The organism is Peribacillus sp. NPDC056705 (assembly GCF_043656335.1).
Window position 1 is genome coordinate 62,124 of sequence record NZ_JBHTYI010000011.1, and the last position, 20,463, is coordinate 82,586.

General features: G+C 44.3%; 17 protein-coding genes. 6 read left to right on the forward strand and 11 right to left on the reverse strand.

Annotated elements, in window-relative coordinates; genetic code table 11:
* Positions 1-81: 81 nt before the first annotated feature.
* Entirely contained in the window at positions 82-1,047 is a 966-nt protein-coding gene (locus ACFRAK_RS15500; RefSeq protein ID WP_387603420.1) for a quinone oxidoreductase family protein, read from the forward strand.
* A gap of 395 nt (positions 1,048-1,442) precedes the next feature.
* Here the strand turns inward: ACFRAK_RS15500 and ACFRAK_RS15505 are convergent, their stop codons facing one another.
* A complete protein-coding gene (locus tag ACFRAK_RS15505) occupies positions 1,443-2,834 on the reverse strand; it encodes a hypothetical protein (RefSeq protein ID WP_394572030.1) in 1,392 nt (463 codons plus the stop codon).
* Between the two features lie 201 nt (positions 2,835-3,035).
* Between ACFRAK_RS15505 and ACFRAK_RS15510 the strand changes: the two genes are divergently transcribed.
* Positions 3,036-4,838, forward strand: a complete 1,803-nt coding sequence (locus ACFRAK_RS15510; RefSeq protein ID WP_387603426.1) for a hypothetical protein — start codon at positions 3,036-3,038, stop codon at positions 4,836-4,838.
* Positions 4,839-4,913: 75 nt separating this feature from the next.
* Here ACFRAK_RS15510 and ACFRAK_RS15515 read toward each other — a convergent pair whose 3' ends face one another.
* Entirely contained in the window at positions 4,914-5,606 is a 693-nt protein-coding gene (locus ACFRAK_RS15515) for an FHA domain-containing protein (protein WP_387603429.1), read from the reverse strand.
* A 998-nt stretch (positions 5,607-6,604) separates the two neighbouring features.
* Entirely contained in the window at positions 6,605-7,045 is a 441-nt protein-coding gene (locus ACFRAK_RS15520) for an SRPBCC family protein (protein WP_260286919.1), read from the reverse strand.
* Between the two features lie 580 nt (positions 7,046-7,625).
* Between ACFRAK_RS15520 and ACFRAK_RS15525 the strand changes: the two genes are divergently transcribed.
* A complete protein-coding gene (locus tag ACFRAK_RS15525; RefSeq protein ID WP_387603432.1) occupies positions 7,626-9,083 on the forward strand; it encodes a protein adenylyltransferase SelO in 1,458 nt (485 codons plus the stop codon).
* 89 nt (positions 9,084-9,172) lie between these two features.
* Here the strand turns inward: ACFRAK_RS15525 and ACFRAK_RS15530 are convergent, their stop codons facing one another.
* Positions 9,173-9,601: a MarR family winged helix-turn-helix transcriptional regulator gene (locus ACFRAK_RS15530; protein WP_387705180.1), complete on the reverse strand. Its 429-nt coding sequence runs from the start codon at positions 9,599-9,601 to the stop codon at positions 9,173-9,175.
* A gap of 120 nt (positions 9,602-9,721) precedes the next feature.
* Between ACFRAK_RS15530 and ACFRAK_RS15535 the strand changes: the two genes are divergently transcribed.
* Entirely contained in the window at positions 9,722-10,309 is a 588-nt protein-coding gene (locus ACFRAK_RS15535) for an NAD(P)H-dependent oxidoreductase (protein WP_260286922.1), read from the forward strand.
* A 69-nt stretch (positions 10,310-10,378) separates the two neighbouring features.
* Here ACFRAK_RS15535 and ACFRAK_RS15540 read toward each other — a convergent pair whose 3' ends face one another.
* The 7 genes from ACFRAK_RS15540 to nikC all read right to left on the reverse strand — a co-directional run bounded on the left by ACFRAK_RS15540 (position 10,379) and on the right by nikC (position 17,118).
* Complete coding sequence (locus ACFRAK_RS15540) at positions 10,379-11,704, reverse strand: SLC5/6 family protein (RefSeq protein ID WP_394572031.1); 1,326 nt, start codon at positions 11,702-11,704, stop codon at positions 10,379-10,381.
* Between the two features lie 3 nt (positions 11,705-11,707).
* Positions 11,708-12,406, reverse strand: a complete 699-nt coding sequence (locus ACFRAK_RS15545) for a response regulator transcription factor (protein WP_260286924.1) — start codon at positions 12,404-12,406, stop codon at positions 11,708-11,710.
* Positions 12,403-13,170: a sensor histidine kinase gene (locus ACFRAK_RS15550; RefSeq protein WP_192206514.1), complete on the reverse strand. Its 768-nt coding sequence runs from the start codon at positions 13,168-13,170 to the stop codon at positions 12,403-12,405. The genes ACFRAK_RS15545 and ACFRAK_RS15550 overlap by 4 nt, the downstream gene beginning before the upstream one ends.
* A gap of 88 nt (positions 13,171-13,258) precedes the next feature.
* On the reverse strand, positions 13,259-14,248 hold the full coding sequence (locus ACFRAK_RS15555; protein WP_394572032.1) for an ABC transporter ATP-binding protein: 990 nt from the start codon (positions 14,246-14,248) through the stop codon (positions 13,259-13,261).
* On the reverse strand, positions 14,248-15,270 hold the full coding sequence (locus tag ACFRAK_RS15560) for an ABC transporter ATP-binding protein (RefSeq protein ID WP_394572033.1): 1,023 nt from the start codon (positions 15,268-15,270) through the stop codon (positions 14,248-14,250). The genes ACFRAK_RS15555 and ACFRAK_RS15560 overlap by 1 nt, the downstream gene beginning before the upstream one ends.
* Positions 15,271-15,282: 12 nt before the next feature.
* Positions 15,283-16,203 carry a nickel ABC transporter permease gene (nikB, locus tag ACFRAK_RS15565; RefSeq protein ID WP_387603448.1) on the reverse strand — a complete coding sequence of 307 codons (921 nt, stop codon included), beginning with the start codon at positions 16,201-16,203 and terminating at the stop codon, positions 15,283-15,285.
* Between the two features lie 12 nt (positions 16,204-16,215).
* Entirely contained in the window at positions 16,216-17,118 is a 903-nt protein-coding gene (nikC, locus tag ACFRAK_RS15570; RefSeq protein ID WP_192206511.1) for a nickel transporter permease, read from the reverse strand.
* 209 nt (positions 17,119-17,327) lie between these two features.
* Between nikC and ACFRAK_RS15575 the strand changes: the two genes are divergently transcribed.
* Positions 17,328-18,884 (forward strand): glutathione ABC transporter substrate-binding protein, encoded by a 1,557-nt coding sequence (locus ACFRAK_RS15575; RefSeq protein WP_394572034.1) that lies wholly within the window; start codon positions 17,328-17,330, stop codon positions 18,882-18,884.
* A 66-nt stretch (positions 18,885-18,950) separates the two neighbouring features.
* Positions 18,951-20,462: an amidohydrolase family protein gene (locus ACFRAK_RS15580; RefSeq protein ID WP_394572035.1), complete on the forward strand. Its 1,512-nt coding sequence runs from the start codon at positions 18,951-18,953 to the stop codon at positions 20,460-20,462.
* Position 20,463 lies beyond the last annotated feature (1 nt).

Here is a 20,463-nt window from a genome sequence, read left to right on the forward strand (position 1 = left end):
AGCGGTTATTTGTGTTTCTTGCCACCGAAGGATCCATCCTATATCTTAAAGAATGAAGAAACATTGAAGGGAGTCAGGATAATGAAAGCACTTGTCTTTGATGATTTCGGCGGGCCCGAAGTTCTGTCTGTAAGGGAAATTGCAGAACCTGAACATTCAAGATCAGCCGTGATCGTACGAATGAAAGCAATCGGATTGAATTTTGCCGATGTATATAGAAGGAAAGGGAATTATCATTTGGTGGGTGATCCCCCATTCATTCTAGGGTATGAGGGGGCAGGGGTCATCGAACATGTCGGGGAAGATGTCCATCATCTGAAAGCCGGTGATCGTGTGGGGTTCGCTGATGTTCCCCATGCCAATGCGGAGCTGGTTTCAGTTCCAGCTGATAAACTGTTACCTCTGCCTGAGTACATTTCCTTTGAAACGGCCGCATCCGTTTTACTTCAAGGATTGACTGCCCAATATTTAACCCATGACAGTCATCAAGTTAAAGCAGGTGAAACCATTCTGGTCCATGCCGCTGCTGGTGGAGTCGGTCAATTACTGACACAGATGATCAAGATGAAGGGCGGTCAGGTCATTGGCTTGACCTCAACAAATGATAAAGCGGCGGTTGCCAAACAAATGGGGGCGGCTCATGTTTTCCTTTACGGTTCGGACTGGGTGGATTCCATCAAGGCTGTAACAGGGGGGAAAGGCGTTGATGTCGTTTATGAATCAGTGGGCCAAACCTTGATGGATAGTTTCGAGGCGACCAAGACTGGAGGAACGGTTGTATTTTTTGGAATGGCAGGCGGTGATCCAGAGAAAATCGATCCAAGAATGTTAATGGATACATCGAAAGCATTAATAGGCGGAGACCTTTGGAACGTCCTGACTACCCATGAAGAACGGACAAGAAGAACAGCAGAGCTGTTCCAATGGATTCTGTCCGGGGAAATCCTCATCAAGGAACCGACTCTTTTCTCTTTGGAAAATGGGGCGGATGCACATAGACTTCTTGAAAGCCGGAAAAGTTCGGGGAAAATATTATTAATGCCATAACAAGTCATAAGGGCCTTCCATTCTAAATGGGGCTCTTTTACCCGTATAGCGGCCTCCTAGATTCAACACCTTATTCATACTGATGTTCAAAACCTTTTTCAGTTCCTTTATATAGACCCATTCTTAGACCCTTAGAATAACTCTGGATAAATGCCCTTGCCCATGCAGGGGTCATGTCCTGCCTTCAAAAAAAACTGCTGCGCAAGTTCCCTTATCCACAAGGTCCATAGGCAATACACGAATTCAGGGGAGAAATCCACAATGTGCCAATCACCAAACCACAATCGTCATTCTGCAATTAACAGTCGGCCTTCGTTACAAGCAAAAAAAAAGAGAACGGATCCGTTCTCTTGGAAAACAAATGACCTATTAAAAGGCTTAAACCGGGTGATTTTTTAAAAGGAAAAGGGGAGAACGCCGAGACGCTCCTTTTGGATCGCGAAATAGGATTGGAGGGTTTCCTTTTTCTTAGTGAGAGGGAAGTTCCGGACAGCCGGGGCCACTGCATGATTGCCGAACTTAAGAAGCAAGGTCAACAGCCTGTCCAACTGGTCATATGTATCGTTCCTAATGCGCGTCATATATTCGAACGCGTCCTGCTTATCAGCATCTGTACTTTTCCTTTTTCCTTCTGCCCGGAATTCTTCTGTCACTGTCTTTACACGGGAAATGAGCCATGTTTCGCACCAGTCGTTCAGCACATGGCGGATGAAGTCTGCTTGTTGGTACTTTTGGAGAATGGGTTTGATATGTTCAGCCATTTCCAAATCATTCACTTCCCGGCAGAGAGCTTTCTCGGAGATGTTTCTATGAAAATGATCGCGTTCAAGCAGGCTTTTGATGGATTCCGCCTGGTGGGCATACTTGACCATCTGTTCCAATGTTTCATTGTACATGATCTTGCTTAAATAAGCAGAGGCTTGTTTTGGGGCAAGAAGTAACTGCTCATTGGCAGGAATCGCCTGGCCAAATTTCTTAAGAGAATGAGAATAGACGAAACGGGCTAACTTCTGCAGTTCCTTTTGGATATCATTGGAGATGTTTGTCGTTTCCTGCAGAAATGAACGGAAAATATATTTGCCTACCCGTTCCAATTCCCTGCATACAGAATCATTGATATGCCCAAGGTAGCCAGAGTCAAAAATCGTTCTACGCAACCATGTCCTTTCCGCCCTATTTTCCTTATACTGCTCCAACACGCCTTCGGTAAAGGTGAATACCAGAACTTCTTTCTTTGAAAAAGCCCTGCTCGCAAAAGAAATCGTCACTAAATGGCCTAAAGCTTCATGGATGGCATCGACTGCATCCAACAAGCGCTTCCTCGTGAATGGCGAATTGGAATCAGGAACGATTTCATTATAATCGAATAGGACTTCTTCAGACTTCAAAACGGACATTCGGAAAGCGCCCATCAGCAGCAGCCGTTTTCCATGAATCGTTAAGGTTTTGAAAGCATCGCAATAAAAGAAACGGTATTTCTTGCAATAACGGTCCGTCTTCCTGTTATAGCCAAGATTACTTGCAGGACCAAGGTTAAACTTATATAAAATATCTTCACCTTGATGAACAGGCACAAACACTTTTTTTAGTGATCCTTGTGGTGAGGTGAATTTAGTGATGATCTGCCTTAAGTACTTTTCTGTCGTTCCGACTCCTCGGGCCATCATATGAAGCGGGCTCTGGATGACCCCGTCCCAATCACTGTGGAGCAAGGCGTACAAACACGTATCGAATTCAGTGGAAGATACATTCCTTAATAGGTATTGGTAAGTTTCTTCATAAATCATAAGGCTTCGCCCCCTTTGGCATCGATCCTATTCTAGAGTCTATATAAACATTAAATCGATAAAAGTAGCATCGTTGGAGCAAATAATATTGGTAGTTTTTTTTACGTTATTTCGATATATTAAAAAATAGTAAAATAGTTGTACAAAAGTGATAAAATGGGTATATGGAAACGCACATGACAAGGAGAGATTTTTAAAACCATGATAATTTCACTACTCGTTTTCATCTTAAAAGGAATTTTATTGAAAGTGCCAATTGCCATATTGGGGCTTTCCTTGATTCCGCAGAGATGGACAAACGCAATCGCCAAAAAGGAGATACCTTTTTTCATTGAACAGGTGCTGAGACTTTTAGTTTCTGCTGCCATACTTTTTTTCGTTATCGATATCTTGCTGCTGGATCTCACTGCCGCTGCATTCTTTTCGAGTTTTGCCATTATACTTGGGCTCATTCTCATCATCGATTCAAGAATTTATGTGTACAGTGCCAGTGAAACTTCAAGCACCCGACGGAATCGGAGGGGAAATGAAGCAGCAAAGCAACCAAAAATACCTTGGAACGTACACTTCAACAGTTTGCTAGGTGCCGTTTTGATAGCAGCATGGGTCATCATGCTGTTCTACCCCATCACTTTTGCCGCTGATCTGCATGGATTGGCGAAAGTCGATAAGAAAAAAGAGCTGGAAGAAGTTCAAGATATAAAAACCATGCCGCTTGTTACAGTGAAAATGGCTGACGCAAAAGGCGATGCAGCGATTAATAAAATAGAAAATGCATCATATTTCACTGAAGGCGAATACCGTCTAACCAATATCAATGGTGAATTGGCTTATACATCGCCCATTGAAATGGACGGGTTTTTGAAAGCAGGGAAAGCGGAATACACACCAGGTTATAATCTGATTTCCGCCGTATCGACGGATAAAGGGGCAAGTACTGTCAAAGGGAAGATGCTGTATGCTCCCTCACAGTACCTCGATCATGATTTGGAAAGAACGATTCGCAAGGCCTATCCGAATAAAATCATCCATGATTCATATTTGGAACCGAACGAAGATGGAAAGCCTTTCTTCGTAGTTTCAGTCGGACATTATTTGAAATATCGCAGCGGTCCCGTAGTGGACGGGGTGGTATTGGTGAATCCGGAAACGGGGGACACGAAATACTATCCTAAAGGAAAAGAACCTAAATGGGTAGATCGGACATACACATTGGAAACAGCCCTGGAATATTGGACCTACTGGGGAAAATATGTTCACGGGTGGAAGAACCAGTCCTTGATTGGGCCGAAGAAAGATGTCCTGATTCCTAATGAGGATAATATGCAGGTTACGTTTAACGAAAAAGGCGAATTGATTTATGTAGTGGACTTCACCAGGGCTAAATCAAAAGGCAACTCCAAAACCCTTGTAGGTTATGGTGTTTTCAATGCCAAAACCGGTGAAATGACGTACTATAAAGGCGTCACGTCCGTTCTGACTGGTAAGGAGGCAAAATCCAACGCAAATGCGAGTGAGTTTTTGTCTAAATATCCAGGGTGGAAAGCCACTAATGGAATTTTCTATACGATTTACGGTGCTCCCACTTATGTGATTCCGGTTACAAAGGGCAGCAAGTTCCAAGGTGTGGCGATCGTGTATGCCAATAGTGATAACCCCCAAGTGGTCTATGGGAAAACGAAAGACGAAGCTTTCCGCAATTATAAAAAGCTGATTGCCTCTTTAGGGAAAGTCAGCGGTGTGACACCTCAAAAAGGATTTGAGATGAAAAAAATACAGGGGAAAGTTACAAGGATCAACGATGCCAATCTTTCAAATGGATACGTATTCTATTTAATTGTAGAAGGCAATGCCAAGAGATTCTCGGTGGACCCTGGAGTCAATGAGCTATCCGATGTTGTGTTGACGAATGTAGGGGACCGGGTTGTGCTGAAGGTGATGGATATGGAAGAAGACATCGTTCCAGTCGATCAATTCACGAATCTGGACTTACCGAAGAAATAAAAGCATGATTGAATCATGAAAAAAAAGCATTGTTATCAGCAATGCTTTTTTTTCATGTTTTTCGAATGATTGTCATTATAAGTCCGATAGGTTGAATGAATGGATGGATTCCATATAATATCCTTTTTGAATGACGGCTTTTATTGCGAAGTGCCCATTTATCCGTTTCCGCACCCGGTACAGCAGTGAAGCGATTTCTTCTGCCGTCACAATTTGCTCGGGATCACCGACTCTCTCTGGCCATACTTGCTGGACAATCTCTTCCTTTGAAATTAGGTTGTCCAAATTTTCATAAAGCAGCTTAAAGCAATTGAATTCCTTTGTCGGCATTTTAATGGGTGCTTCTTCATTGATGATCACGGTCTGAAGGTGCTCATTGATAGTGACGGTTTGCTGGAACTCGGGGTTCACCGGGGTGAAATCCCTTGTTAAATCGTTGTCGATGGAAATCATGAATTCAATCAGTCCATTGATCAAAGTAATTGAATCTCCCGGTTCAATGCGACAGGGATTGCCCGGTACGAGCGGCATCTGGTTCACCGAGGTACCGTGTTTGCTTGCCAAATCCTCAATGAAGAGCTGTCCCTCCTCCATATAAATCCGGCAATGTTCCCTGGAAACGAAGTCATTGTAAAGCTTGAAATCAGCTTTGGAGTGCTGGCTTGCACGGCCGATCAGCAAGCTTTTCCCTTCAAAAACATAAGCGAATTCCTCTGTTTGGCCTTTGTGCAAGGCTCTTAATACAACCTTGAAAGTTTTATAGATCATTCACTTCATACCCCTTAAAAAGTCTGAATATTTAAATTATTTTTATAGATTTATCATTTTGGCTACATGGCTGTTTAGCGGGTTCAATTTTATAATTATAAATTATCAGTCGCTTACTTACTAACGAAAAATGAAAAAATGCAAATTAGGCACAAAGCCATTATAACAAAGTGGAATGAAGGATGAAGAAGAAACTCTATTTTTGCTGATGCTCGCTTTGACTGTGGGAGAAGTGCTTCCTCAAAGCCGGCCAGGCAGCACCGGAAGAAGTTTGCGATGAAAATGTACCTTACGCTTGTGGAAAAGGAGTTGACCAAAGGTGAGTATGTGGAGAGATAGGATAAATGCCTTCAGCATCCTGTTGATGATCATTAGTATGATAGTATATATTATTTTTCCCCAGCCCTTTACCCTCATTCTGTACTGTATATTTGGCATTGCCTTTATTAGCCTGACTTTACTGAATTAAGCATATATTGGATTGGAAGAGGGATATAAGAGACGAAGCGGACAGAAAAAGGTGGGGGGCATTCAGAAAACATGAATCCTCCACACGATTAGCAAGTTTCTGTTCACCTGTTTGAGAAAATCATAGATGATATAAAAAAGCCTGCCGAATCGATGGCAGGCTTTTTTGATGCAAAATGATTATATCCCTTTATGTGGCTTAATGATGAAATTGTACTATATAAAAAAGTAAAAAATATGAAGGGTAATCAAGTCTTCTTTAAAATCATGGTTCGGGATGGGAGGTACTCTTATTAGATAAGTATGAGATTTTCATAAAAAAGTTTGAGGAGTTTTGTGATTCTTATGCCATTAAGGCTCCCGACTCTCGAATATTGAAAAAAGAGGCCATCCATTTTTGGACAGCCCCTTCCGCTAATTATAAAATTTCTAATAGAGCTCCATAGCATTACATTGGTCACTTCAGAATGTTACCCTCTATACTTCAGAGAAGGCATCTCCAAAATGAATTGGCTTTCAATCTTTGAAAACTATGAGAATACTGCAATTTTACGTGCGATGGATTCTGTTAAACGAGATGCTACTTTTGGAACAGCCCATTTAATAATTGGTGTTAACACCGCACCAGATAATCCGCCTGCATGGACTTCCACCGTACAAGTCATTAGTGTTTTACCATTAACATCTTCTGCAGTAAAGTGACCGCTTCCTGTAAAATTATCTGATAAACCTTTCAGTTCAAACTTAATATTTGAAGGTTCATTCCATTCGGTAATATCTACCTGCGCTTGTATTGTTTTTTTAATACCTTTCACACTACCTTCAAATGTCCAGATAGATTGCTTGTCATTTATGATTTCATGTTCTTTATAGGCTGGTACTGCCGTTGCCCATTTTTCGAGATCACTGACATAATCCCAAACTGCTTGTACATCTACTGGAACTACTACAGCATGTGTTCCCGTTGCCATTATGATCCCCACCTTCACTATGTATGAATTGTAACTTTACACTTCTACAAAATAATTATTACATAAAAAGCATAAACTTACATCCCTAATCATACATAGCTTTCCTTCTTCCAATCCCCCAATTTTTTGTGGAATCAAAATTTTCCAATCCTAAAAACACCCCTTTAGATAAACATCCAAAGGGGTGAAACGCCGTAACTTTTTTGAAAACATCGTGACTTTATTTCAAATCTACACTTAATAGCTTAGTTGCCAATTATGAAACGAAAGGTTTTTTCACTTTTCGTTGACCTATTAAACCTAGAAGTAAAGAAATGATCTTCGTTTCGTTAAATGTTTGAAGAGTACGGGGTCTAAGGAACCGATGAGGGGTGGCATTTTACCAATCGTTTTATAAAATCCCGGGGCGTCACGGATTTAACATAACTTTAAGAGAGCCATTTTTAGGAAGAAACGGTATAATTAATTGTTAGAAGTAGACATTAAAAAATGGACTGCAACCGAGTTTTATACCGTGTTTTAACTGAATCTTGAGAGAACGAACCTTTATACAAAAGTCAAAATTAGAAAAGGAGAAACCATGACTAATGAAACAGGATGGAATTTAGACAATAGCTATGCGCTTCTTCCGGAAAAGTTTTTCACGAGCACCAACCCGACTCCTGTACGTTCACCGGAGTTGGTCATTCTCAATGAGAGTTTGGCTGGAACTCTTGGTTTGGACGTGAAAAAGCTACAAGGCGAAGATGGAGTGGCGGTGTTTGCCGGAAACGAGGTACCTGAAGGTGCTTCGCCTCTTGCACAAGCATATGCTGGGCATCAATTCGGCCATTTTAACATGTTGGGGGACGGCCGGGCGATATTGCTTGGTGAGCAGGTGTTGCCAGAAGGAGAGAGGGTCGATATCCAGCTGAAGGGTCCAGGAAGAACGCCATACTCCCGCGGGGGCGATGGCCGGGCTGCACTTGGACCGATGCTCCGCGAATACATTATCAGCGAGGCGATGCATGGGCTTGGCATTCCTACCACCAGAAGTCTGGCAGTTGTGACGACAGGTGAAACGGTCATCCGTGAAACCGGGCTGCCTGGTGCCATCATGACCCGAGTGGCTTCGAGTCATCTTCGTGTCGGAACCTTTCAATTCGCTGCAAAATGGGGCACGCTTGAGGAACTCCGGACACTTGCCGACTATGCCATTAAGCGTCATTTTCCAGACATCGAAGCCGATGAAAGCCGTTATCTCTCGCTGCTGCAGGAAGTGGTCAAGCGTCAGGCTGAGCTCATCGCCCAATGGCAGCTGGTTGGCTTCATTCATGGGGTGATGAACACCGACAACATGACGATCAGCGGGGAAACCATAGATTATGGCCCTTGCGCCTTCATGGATGTCTATGACCCTGCAACGGTATTCAGTTCAATTGATAGACAAGGCCGCTATGCCTATGGCAACCAGCCGGTTATTGGGGGATGGAATCTTGCGCGATTCGCTGAGTCCCTATTGCAACTGTTGCATGATGACCAAGATCAGGCCGTTACACTGGCCCAAGATAGGATTTCTGTTTTTAATGATCTGTATCACGCTAATTGGATAGCGGGAATGAGGGCGAAGTTGGGGATATTCAACGAAGAGACTCAGGATGAAGCCCTTATTAATGGCATCCTCAGTATGATGAAGAAGCATGGTGCCGACTATACCAATACGTTCCGTGCTTTGACCTTTGATAAAGTGGAGGATACGGTCCTTTTCGGGGCACCGGAATTCGCTCAGTGGCAAGAGCTTTGGCAGGCGAGACTGGGCAGGCAGAAGGAATCGAAAGAAGCTTCGAATCAGTTGATGCAGAACAGCAATCCTGCAGTGATCCCACGGAATCACCGAGTGGAAGAGGCGTTGGAAGCGGCAGTGGAACAAGGGGACTACAGCGTGATGGAACGGCTTTTGGCTGTTCTTGCAAACCCTTATGGACATTGCGAGGAACAAGCTGAATACGCCGCACTGCCTGAGTCAACAAAACCATACCGGACTTTTTGCGGTACCTGATGATAAAACATGCATGGGGATTATGAAGGAGCTCCCGGGATGGAAGTTGATTCTTTGTCAACTTCATCCCGGGAGCCATTTTTGTTTATTTAGTAAAAAAGTTTTGTTTGAAGAATGTCCAGGGCACGGTCAATATCCGCTAAATCTTCCTTTGATGCATATTGCAGCCGGCTTTGGAAACGGGATTCCACGATTGCAAAAGCCTCGTTCATTATCCTTTCCCCGTCTTTGGAGAGGCGGATGTATTGTTTCCGTCTATCTTCCGAATCACTTATTTTTTCAATTAAATTCTTTTCGCTTAATTTTTTTAGTTCACGGCTCGTGTTAGGCATGGAAATATGCTGACAGTCACTGATTTCACTTGGTGTGACAGGCTGACTGACTGTTATATATTCAAGAATTTTATATTGTACCGGCGTGATGGAATCGGATTTTGCGTTTTGGGTCAATTCGTGTGTCACTTGATGTACGGAAGTTGTAAATGTGACCATTTTTTCAAAAAGGGCTTTTTTGTCCATAGCTTTCACCTCTCTTGTGAAGATATCAAAGATATTATCAAAATACAATTATCATTTGACAATAAAAAAATAGCGGTGTTATATTATAGTTATCAAATGATAAGTAATAGGGGGGACGTCATGAACGTGCTGGTCATCTACACATATCCAAATCAAAAAAGCTTAAGCCATGCTTTTTTAGAAAAAGTCATAAAAGGAAGTAAGGAGAACCCGAACATAAAGGGGCTGCAGGTATTGGATTTATATGAAGAGGGCTTCAATCCGCTCTTGGAGTTCAATGAGCATAAACGAAGGCGTGATATGCATCGTGATCCTCAGCTTGAAAAATATAGAAATCAAATTACCTGGGCCGACAAGATTGTCTTTGTCTATCCTATCTGGTGGGGGAGGCCTCCGGCAATGCTGATGGGATACATTGATCAATTATTTTCTGCGAATTTTGCTTACAGGGATAAAAAGGGATTGTTCCCGGAGGGTCTCCTAAAGGGAAAGTCGGTCGTATGTGTGTCCACGATGAAGGGACCTGCAAAGTATCCGCTTCTCTGGTTGAATGATGCGCATAAAATCTTGATGAAAAGAGCGTTATTCAATTTTGTCGGAATCAAAAAAGTGAAGTTTTTCGAATTCGGCAATATGGAAAGCCCAAAGGGGAAACAGACTCAAAAGCTAGAAAAGGTTTATCGGTATTTCAGAAAGGTGGCAAGCTAAGTTATTACGAGATAAAAAGAAGAACCCCATTCATGTATGGAACATCATGATGATTGGGGTTTACAGTATTTATTGTTTTGTTTTCACAAACCTCCAATTGTTCTTGATAAGGGTAAGGATCATACAAATCACCATGATCGTCAATGAAGCCAATCCGCTGAACCATATGCTTTGGAATTCACTTACATAAGGCTGGATGATGTATGAAGCCAAAATGGCCAGGACCGCGCTTATCGGTATGTAATCAGCGACTTTCCCTTTGCTGAATACGATGACCAGGATTGGTGCAAGTAATGCCGAGTATATATTGCCTGAGTAAAATAAGAGCTCCAACAGGTTGGGTGAGTAGAAGAGTGTAGCGATGAAAACCAATCCTCCAATACAGATTGAAAGCAGGCAGGCCATCCTTATTTTTTGCTGGTCGCTTTTTTTGGGTTGTAATGGTTCAAGAATATTGGCTACGATCAGGCTTACCAATGAATGCAGGCAGGCACCGAATGTTGAGGTGATTGCACTGAAAGCGCAGAGCACAAAAAGGATGAAAAAGAATGGTGTCGTGATTTTGTTTGCCAATCCAGCCAGGATCGAGTGTATGTCAGTGAAGCCGCCCGTAAAGATGACCATGATGAACAGGGATGAAAAGGAGAGCGGGAATATGATCCAGATTAGGCCGGATAAAGAGAATGTTAAGGGAACCTTTTTCATTTCCATCATGAATAATCGCTGCCATGATGTCAGGTCAAAGAAAAACTGGCCGAACCCGACAAGAAGTCCTGCTAAAAGAAAACTCCATAGATCATACTTATTGATTACGAGCATGTATGGATGGTATAAGCGAATCCCATCATAAACAGGCTGAATCCCTTCCTTGACGAAAAAGTATAAAGGAATCAAGATTACCGCGGCAAACATGAAGATGACTTGAAAAGCGGCGAATCCATGAATGAGCTTTAGCCCGCCGAATCCAGCATAAAGGACACAAAAACCGAAAAAAAAGAACAATCCGACATAGAGCGGGGTGTCGAAAAGAAACTGACATAGGGTGGACGCGGCCATTCCCTGAATGAATAAGATGTGTAAACTGGTTATGACCAGAATCACGATCAATATCCAATATCCGAGGGGGTGAAGCCGGGCTTTTAAATAGTCCCCGATTGTCAGCCCCACGGGGAAATCCTGCCGAACCCTCTTCCCGATGAAGCTGAACATGGACAGGGCGATCGCTCCCATCAGTGCGTATCCAATCCCTCCGAAGACTCCATACTTCACCATCGATTCGGGGGAGGATAGGATCGTGGTTCCTGTCACCCAGCGTGCGAGGAGGGAGATGATCCCTAAACCCATCCCGATTTGGATGGGGCCTTGTACGTATTCTTGAAATGTACGTGATCGCAATGTTCATTTTCCTTTCTCGCGGAACTCCTTGGGCGTGATTCCCTCTATCTTCCGGAATAAAGTGCTGAAGTAATGCTGGCTATTGAAGCCTGAGTTTTCAGCGACGTCGGATATGCTCCAGCTGGTGTTATTGGTTAAGGCCCTTTTAGCGGCCTTTATTCTATAGTGCATTAAATATTCCGAAAAGGAAGTGCCGACTTCTTCATGGAATTTCCTGCTTAAATAAGTCGGGTTGGTATGCACTTCACGAGCGATGTCCGAAAGGGAAAGTTTTTCGGCATAATTTTCGTGAATGAATGAAAGTGAATGGTGAATAAGGGTTGAATAGTTTTGAGAAGATTCCCTTTTGTCATACTTGGCCAGGACTTTATGCAAATCACTTTCTATGACGGGTTTCGTTAAATAATCAACCACGCCTATCCTGATGGATTGCTGGGCATAATCGAAACTTTGATGCGCGGTCACCATTATGATTTCGACTTCTTTGTTAAGTGCCCTTAGGTCTTCACCAAATTCAAGACCCGATCGCCCCGGTAGATTAATATCCAGGAAAGCGAGGTTGATTTTATGATTTTGGTTGAGGGTCAGTGCCTGACAGGCATCAGCAGCTTTGTGAAACGTCCAAAAAGGGTATATGGACTGAATCATATATTCCATTTGTTCAAGGACCAATGGTTCGTCATCAACTAATAATACATTCATTCCGGCTCCGCCTCCTCCAATTTCTTTTCAAAAACAAGTGGCCATGATACCTCTACTTTAGTTCCCGATTCATTAGAAGCGATATTCAATTGTGCACGGTCATTAAAATACAAATATAGACGTTTTTGGATATTATCCAGGCCATGGCCGCCCTCGTCCGTAACGGAAGATTCATTTCCCATTAATCCATTATCCGCCACTTCCAGATATACCATCTGCGAATCCAGATGGAACCGGATATGCAGCAGGGCTTCCCCCACTTTTTTTTCCAAACCGTGTTTAAACGAATTCTCCACCAATGTCTGGAGGATGAAGGGCGGGACCAGTGCGATTGATAATGGTTCTGGGCACTCCATGTCAATCTTGAGCCGATCACCGAAGCGAAGGGTCTGGATGTCGAGATAATGCTGGGTATACTGGATTTCCTGGGAAAGGGGGATCAATGGTTCTGATGCTTTATATTTGAATTTCAGGAATTGCGAAAATGCCTCTAAGGCCCGTATCAATTCAGCCGTCCTGTTCAGGCGGGCCAAGCCCAGTATGACATTCAGTGTATTGAACAAAAAGTGTGGCTGGATTTGCTGGTTCAATTTATTATACTGTGCTTCTTGCAGTGCTTGCTCCAGGCGGATCTCTTTGTTTTTATTTTCAAGAAGGTCGATCCTTTTCTCGAATATGAATAGAAATAAAAGAGCGATAGCCCCCATGATGGGAGCTAAAATGAAGAGCATGATAATTAATGTGAATCCTTCGTAACTTAGCATGGTGAACCTCTGCTGGTTATATTTTTAAATAACTTGAATGATTCTGTTTATTAGTATCATACTAAAGACCCCTCCGGAAATCTACAGCTTATGACACAATGTGACAAGCGACTTGATGATTTTGTGCCGTTCTTTTTAGTTCAGGCAGATGTGTTTTGCAGATATCCTGTACAAAAGGGCACCGTGTATGGAAGCGGCAGCCGCTTGGAGGGTCGATGGGCGAGGGGACATCACCCGTCAAGAGGATCCGTTCTCTTTCATGCACAGGATTCGGTACTGGGATGGCCGATAGCAATGCCCTTGTATATGGATGCTGCGGCTGTTCGAAAATGGACTTTTTATCGGCTATTTCGACTATCTTTCCGAGATACATGACCATCACCCGATCCGAGATATGCCTGACCACGCCTAAATCATGTGAGATGAAAAGGAAGGTAAGGTCGAACTGGCGCTGTAAGGATTTCAATAAATTCAGCACTTGTGCTTGAATGGAGACATCCAGAGCAGATACAGCTTCGTCACATATGATCAATTTTGGGTCCACTGCAAGAGCCCGTGCAATGCCGACCCGCTGTCTCTGGCCGCCGCTGAATTCATGCGGGTATCTTTCCATGGATTCCGGTCTCAGCCCGACATGTCCCAATAATTCTTCAATCCGGCTTTTTCGGTTTTCTTTAGGTACTACATTTTGGATGGCCAAAGCTTCTCTGAGAATTTGGCCGATCGTCTGTCTCGGATTAAGGGAGGCGAATGGATCTTGAAAAATGACTTGCAGATCCTTCCTGGTACGCCTCATTTCTTTTTTTCCTAAACTCAGTAAATCCTTATCCTGAAAGTGAATGCTCCCGCTTGTTGGTTCATCCAATCGAAGGATGGCCCTTCCGGTAGTCGATTTTCCGCAGCCGGATTCGCCGACTATGCTTAAGGTCTCGCCCTGATGGATATCGAAGGTAATGTCATCAACGGCTTTTACATGATTGATGGTCCTTCCGAAAAACCCGCCCTTGATCGGAAAGTATTGTTTCAATTGATCCACTTTAAGCAGAACCTTTTTCTCTGCAGCTGGTACACCCATCATTACATTCCCACCTTCTCTTGAGCGTCATATTCCTTCTCCCATTGGGAGGTGAACATCCAGCAGCTGACCTCGGTGCTGGGACCGATAGCCTGGAGATCCGGAACGGCTTGTTTACAAATGTCCCTCGCATGTGCACAGCGGGGAGCGAAGCTGCAGCCCTTGGGCATGTTGTAAGGACTTGGAACGGTCCCGGGGATTGTAGCCAGTTCTTCCTGGTCCATGTCCAGACGCGGAAGGGAGTTCAATAAGCCAATGGTGTATGGATGTTTTGGGTTTGTGAATATTTCCTTGGCCAAAGTGTATTCGACGATTTTTCCTGCATACATGACGGCAACCCGGTCACAGGTTTCGTATACGACACCCAAATCATGGGTGATCAAAATGACAGCCGTCCCGAAATCCTTTTGCAGCGTCTTGATCAGTTCAAGGATTTGGGCTTGGATCGTCACATCCAGTGCTGTTGTAGGTTCATCCGCTATCAGAACCTCAGGGTGGCAGGCAAGTGCCATGGCAATCATGACCCTTTGCCTCATTCCGCCGCTTAGCTCATGCGGCTCCTGTTTTGCCCTTTTTTCAGGTGAGGGGATGCCGACGAGCCGAAGCATGTCGACCGCTTTATTCCATGCTTCCTTTTTTCCCAGCTTTTGATGGAGCCGGATCGCTTCCGCAATTTGCTCGCCCGCTGGATATACGGGATTCAATGATGTCATCGGCTCCTGAAATATCATCGAAATTTCATTGCCGCGTATGGACCGCATCTGTTTTTCAGACTTCGTAAGCAAATCCTCCCCTTTAAAAAGGATGCTGCCACCGGCAATCTTGCCGGGCGGAGATGGAATGAGCCTTAATAATGATAGCGATGTTATGCTTTTCCCGCTTCCCGACTCCCCGACGATTCCAAGCGTTTCCCCTTTATTAAGGGAGAAACTGATTCCGTTGACTGCTTTACTCGTTCCTTCGTCAGTGAAAAAGTGGGTTTGCAGATTTTTTACCTCCAGTATTTTATCATCAACCTGTTTCATCATCATACCTCCTTAGTTCAAGTCTATTCTTTTGTTAAAGTATCGATAGAGGACATCCACTGCTAAATTCATGAATACGAAGATAACGGAAGCGATGAGGACCCCGCCTTGGACCATCGGCAAATCCCTCGTTCTGATTGCATCGACTATCAATCTCCCAAGTCCATTGATGGCAAAAACGGACTCTGTCAATACCGTGCCGCCAAGGAGTGCACCGAACTGGAGGCCAACGACTGTAATGACGGGGATAAGCGCATTTTTCAGGCCATGTTTATAAATGATGATATATTCTTTCAATCCCTTGGCTCTTGCGGTCCGGATGTAGTCCTGGCGAACGACTTCAAGCATGCTCGACCTGGTCATCCTGGCGACAATGGCCGCTCCGCCGGCCCCAAGGGTTATGGCTGGGAGTATCATGTGGCTGAAAGTTCCCCAACCTGAAACCGGAAACAAATGAAGGTTCACGGAAAAGAAGTAGATAAGCATGAGGCCCAGCCAAAAACTAGGTAACGAGATTCCCAGTAAAGCAACGATCATGATGGAAATGTCAGCTGCCGAGTATTGCTTGGTGGCCGAGATGATTCCTGCGATCATTCCAAGGACGACGGTTATGAAAATGCTGGCAAGTGCCAGTTCAAGGGTGATGGGCAAACGGACCATGATTTCGTCCAAAACAGGGCGGCTGCTGCGGAGAGATTCCCCGAAGTCACCTTGAACCGCATGAAAGATATAGTCGACGTACTGATAGAGGATTGGACGATCCAGGCCAAGCTCATGCCGCAGCGATTCAATCGTTTCTTTAGTCGCTCCTTCACCTGCAAGCAGTGTTGCCGGATCTCCAGGGACCATTTGCATGATGAGGAACACAACAAGACTCACTCCCAGTAATACAGGTATGGTTTGGAGCACCCGTCGGATAATAAATACGAACATTTTCTCTCCTCCTTATTTTTTCATTCTTGGATCCAGGGCATCTCTAAGTCCATCCCCGAAGATGTTGAAACCAAGTACCAGTGTTGATATCGCTATCCCCGGAAACAAAGCGATGTGGGGGGCGCTGAACAAGTAATCCCGACCGCTGCTCAGCATCGCTCCCCATTCTGGAGAGGGCGGCTGGGCTCCCAGTCCCAGAAATGATAATCCGGCTGCCGACAGAATGGCCGTTGCCAGACGTAATGTGGCTTGAACGATGACGGGTGATAGAATATTCGGAAAAATATGCTTGCATATGATCGTGATATCAGTGGCTCCCAATGCACGAATGGCATCGATATATTCCAGCTTCCTGACTGACAATGTGGAACCGCGTACAATCCGGGCGAACATCGGTATGGAAAAGACGCCGACCGCTACCATTACATTGATTAAACTTGGACCAAGGGCACTGATGATGGCTAGGGCAAGCAAAATTCCCGGGAAAGCCAGCAGAACATCGACAATCCTCATGATGACGGTATCGATCCATTTTCCGTAATACCCGGCTGTTAACCCGAGAAGTATCCCAATGAACGCCCCGAAGAATACAGAGACAAACCCGACAGTTAATGAAAGCCTTGTCCCATATAATAATCTGCTTAAAATATCCCTTCCCTTATCATCCGTACCCATCAAATGTTCGGCTGACGGAGGCTGGAGTTTGTTGACCAAATCAATTTCATACGGATCCTGCGGTGAGATCAAAGGTGCAAAGATAGCCAATAAAATATAAAAAAGTACGATGTACCCGCCTACCAACGCCAATTTATTTCGTTTGAATTTTTTATAAAAGGCTTTCCAGTGTCTTAGTTTCGGAGATTTTCTTTCGTTTACATTCAATTCGTTATGATTGATTACGACCTCTGGCTTCATTGGACTTCCTCCTTTTCTTTCATTCAATTTATTCAAAAAAGGAATTGAAGTAAATATGATGCGGAAAAGCAGTAAAGATAATTAAAAAATGAGTAAAGATTCTGAAAATATACTATTTCATTTTTTTTTATAATTTACATAAGCCCGATGTACCCATAGCTGAACGTTACTTGGAGAAACAAAGGGAGGATGAAAAGGGAGGAAATAGAATGAGAAAAGGTATGATTGGGTTGCTTTTTGCCTCTTTAATAGGCATCTCATCCGTTTTATCAGGGTGTGCAGCAGAACAAACCGGCAGCAAGGAAACAGAGGAAAAAGCGAAAGAAGGAGGAACGCTGATCGTCGTGCGACTATCTGATGCGACCACCTTGGACCCTCATTTCATAACAGACATTCCATCGGCAAACGTCATTTATGAAAAGGTTTATCAAACATTGGTCGTTCCTGACAAAAATATGGATCCTAAACCGCTGCTCGCAAAAGAGTGGAAACAGCTGAATGATGTCACGTGGGAGTTCAAATTGCAGGAGGGAGTGAAATTCCATGATGGGGCTCCATTCAATGCCGAAGCGGTGAAAACCAATTTCGACAGGATACTGGACCCGGCAACAGCATCGCCGCAGGCTGGTAAATTGGAAATGATCAAAGAAATCAAAGTCGTTGACGAAACGACTGTACAATTCAGGCTGAAATATCCTTATGCTCCGCTGTTATCGATTTTAGTGAGTAATGAAGGAAGCATCATCAGCCCTAAAGCGATTAAGGAAAATAGTGACAAATTGGCTCAAAACCCTGTTGGGACAGGGCCATTCGTGTTTAAATCGTGGAAGCCTGGTGAAGAAATCACACTTTCGAAAAACAAGGATTACTGGGGGGATAAGCCTAAGATCGATGGAGTGGTATTCAAGGTCGTCCCTGAAGATGCCACGAGGATTGCGATGATTGAAACGGGTGAAGCACATGTGACAGATCAAGTGCCGGTGACGGAGATTGATAGGATCGAAGCTTCGGGCACGATGGATTTATATCGCACGGAGGGACTTGCCGTTGAATACTTAAGCTTCAATGTTAAGAAAAAACCTTTTGATGATGTGCGGGTCCGCAAGGCGGTCGCTCATGCCATCGAGGTGGATTCCATCATCAAAGGGGTTTATAACGACATCGGTACGAGGGCAAATTCGACAATGAGCCCAAAGGTGTTTGGATATGATCCGGATATAAAAGGCTACGACTATGATATTAATGAATCGAAGAAGCTCTTGACTGAAGCGGGTGTCAAGGATGGTTTGGAGTTTACACTGACGACGAGCGATCGTAAGGAAAGGATCAATATGGCCGAGGTGATTCAATCCCAGTTAAAAGGAATCGGAATCAAGGTCAAGATTCAAGTCCTTGAGTATGGGGCTTACATTGACGCGACAGCCAAGGGCGAGCACCAGGTAGCGATAGGCGGCTGGGGCAATGCCACCGGCGATGGAGATTATAATCAATTCAATCTTTTCAATAGCAAATCCCAAGGTGCAGCGGGAAATAGTGCATTCTACAGCAACCCGGAAGTGGATAAATTGATTGAAAATGCACGTAAAGAATCGGATAGCGATAAACGTAAGGAACTATATTCCAAGGCACAAGCAATTGAAAGGGAGGAAGTTCCATATGTTCCGATCCGTAATTATGAACACTTGGCCGTATATGGCGAAACGGTTCAAGGGCTTTGGCTGAATCCGGCAAATTATTTAATGCTTGATGACGTAACCGTGAAGTAGGCATTCAACACAAAAAGAAGGCAGCATAAGGATGTTATGCTGTCTTCTCAATTAGGAGGGGAAAATATGATCGATATATTGCTAATCCATGGGACCGTGATAACCATGGATCAAAACAGGAGAATTCTGCCGGATGGCGCCGTCGCCATACATCAAGGAAGGATTTTAGCCGTTGATTCCAGCGAAAAACTGAAATTGCAGTATGAGGCTGTAAAAGTCATCGATTGCAGCCATCAATGCATATTGCCGGGATTGATAGATGTTCATGGGCATGGGGGACATTCCATGTTCAAAACGATCGCAATGGAAAATATTGATTTTTGGATGCCCATCATGACGAATGCGTACAAGCATTTTGTTACAGATGACTTTTGGTATTACGAAGGAAAGCTATCCTCACTTGAGAGATTAAAGGCGGGAGTGACAACCGGGGTGAGCGTGTTAGGATCCATGCCGCGGTCCGATGAACCGATTTTTGCCATCAATCATGCAAAAGCATACGCCGAAGTGGGGATCAGGGAAGTGGTATGCACAGGGCCATGCAACCCCCCATGGCCCCATTCATTCAGCCGGTGGATTGACGGAAAGAGGGTGGTGAAGGAAGTTACCTATGAAGAGGTGCTACAGGGGGCGGAAGCTGTCATCGAGGCGCTGAACCATGCGAATGAAGACCGCACCAGAGCCTTCATAACACCATTTGTCATCGTGACATCCGTGGATCCCTCCAATCCCACATCTCCTGACAGACTTTATGGGCTGAATGATCATGACCTTTATCAAGCGAAGAAAATTAGGGAGATTGCCAGGAAATATAATACACGCATTCACTCTGATGCCTTTGGCGGGATGATTCATTTAGCGATACAGGATAAGGAAAATGCCCTATTGGGTCCGGATGTCCATTTGCAGCACTGTCGGGGCATTTCCTTCGATGAGGCAAGAATACTGGCAGAAACAGGTACCAACGTCAGTGCATCACCTGGATTTGGCCAGGTTCATGCCCGTACCCCGATAACTGAATTATTGGAGATGGGTGCAACTGTGGCAATCTCCACGGATGGGACTTCCCCTTCCACAAGTTTCGATATGTTTCAGGCAATGAGGAAAACACAGTTCGTTCACCAGGCAGCACTTAGGGACTACTATTATTTACCGCCAGGCAAGCTGTTGGAAATGATCACGATAGATGCTGCGAAATGCATTGGCTGGGATGATGAAATAGGCTCCCTTGAGATCGGGAAAAAAGCGGATGTCATTACGGTCAATCTGCATCAGCCTCACCTGACCCCTGAATTCATGCATGTTCACCGGCTTGTATTTCAAGCAGTGGCGAATGATGTGGAGCATGTCATCGTGGATGGGAAATTGATCATGGAAGGGAGGAATGTACGGACGGTCCATGAAAGTACAGTGCTTGATGAAGCGAATGAGGAGGCATATTCAACGATAAAGCGTGCGGGGCTCGAAAAGTATATGCAACCGACGAAATATTTCTGGGGCCATGCCAGGGCATATGTAGATGAAAAGCGATATGACGAACGAGAAGAAGACACTGCCGCGATGGTGAAAGGGGAATAAG

Bases quoted from the DNA above. Each gene is read 5' to 3' on its own strand.
- ACFRAK_RS15500 (WP_387603420.1), top strand. From the start codon at position 82: ATGAAAGCACTTGTCTTTGATGATTTCGGCGGGCCCGAAGTTCTGTCT.
- ACFRAK_RS15505 (WP_394572030.1), bottom strand. From the start codon at position 2,834: ATGATTTATGAAGAAACTTACCAATACCTATTAAGGAATGTATCTTCC.
- ACFRAK_RS15510 (WP_387603426.1), top strand. From the start codon at position 3,036: ATGATAATTTCACTACTCGTTTTCATCTTAAAAGGAATTTTATTGAAA.
- ACFRAK_RS15515 (WP_387603429.1), bottom strand. From the start codon at position 5,606: ATGATCTATAAAACTTTCAAGGTTGTATTAAGAGCCTTGCACAAAGGC.
- ACFRAK_RS15520 (WP_260286919.1), bottom strand. From the start codon at position 7,045: ATGGCAACGGGAACACATGCTGTAGTAGTTCCAGTAGATGTACAAGCA.
- ACFRAK_RS15525 (WP_387603432.1), top strand. From the start codon at position 7,626: ATGACTAATGAAACAGGATGGAATTTAGACAATAGCTATGCGCTTCTT.
- ACFRAK_RS15530 (WP_387705180.1), bottom strand. From the start codon at position 9,601: ATGGACAAAAAAGCCCTTTTTGAAAAAATGGTCACATTTACAACTTCC.
- ACFRAK_RS15535 (WP_260286922.1), top strand. From the start codon at position 9,722: ATGAACGTGCTGGTCATCTACACATATCCAAATCAAAAAAGCTTAAGC.
- ACFRAK_RS15545 (WP_260286924.1), bottom strand. From the start codon at position 12,406: ATGAATGTATTATTAGTTGATGACGAACCATTGGTCCTTGAACAAATG.
- ACFRAK_RS15550 (WP_192206514.1), bottom strand. From the start codon at position 13,170: ATGCTAAGTTACGAAGGATTCACATTAATTATCATGCTCTTCATTTTA.
- ACFRAK_RS15555 (WP_394572032.1), bottom strand. From the start codon at position 14,248: ATGATGGGTGTACCAGCTGCAGAGAAAAAGGTTCTGCTTAAAGTGGAT.
- ACFRAK_RS15560 (WP_394572033.1), bottom strand. From the start codon at position 15,270: ATGAAACAGGTTGATGATAAAATACTGGAGGTAAAAAATCTGCAAACC.
- nikB (WP_387603448.1), bottom strand. From the start codon at position 16,203: ATGTTCGTATTTATTATCCGACGGGTGCTCCAAACCATACCTGTATTA.
- nikC (WP_192206511.1), bottom strand. From the start codon at position 17,118: ATGAAGCCAGAGGTCGTAATCAATCATAACGAATTGAATGTAAACGAA.
- ACFRAK_RS15575 (WP_394572034.1), top strand. From the start codon at position 17,328: ATGAGAAAAGGTATGATTGGGTTGCTTTTTGCCTCTTTAATAGGCATC.
- ACFRAK_RS15580 (WP_394572035.1), top strand. From the start codon at position 18,951: ATGATCGATATATTGCTAATCCATGGGACCGTGATAACCATGGATCAA.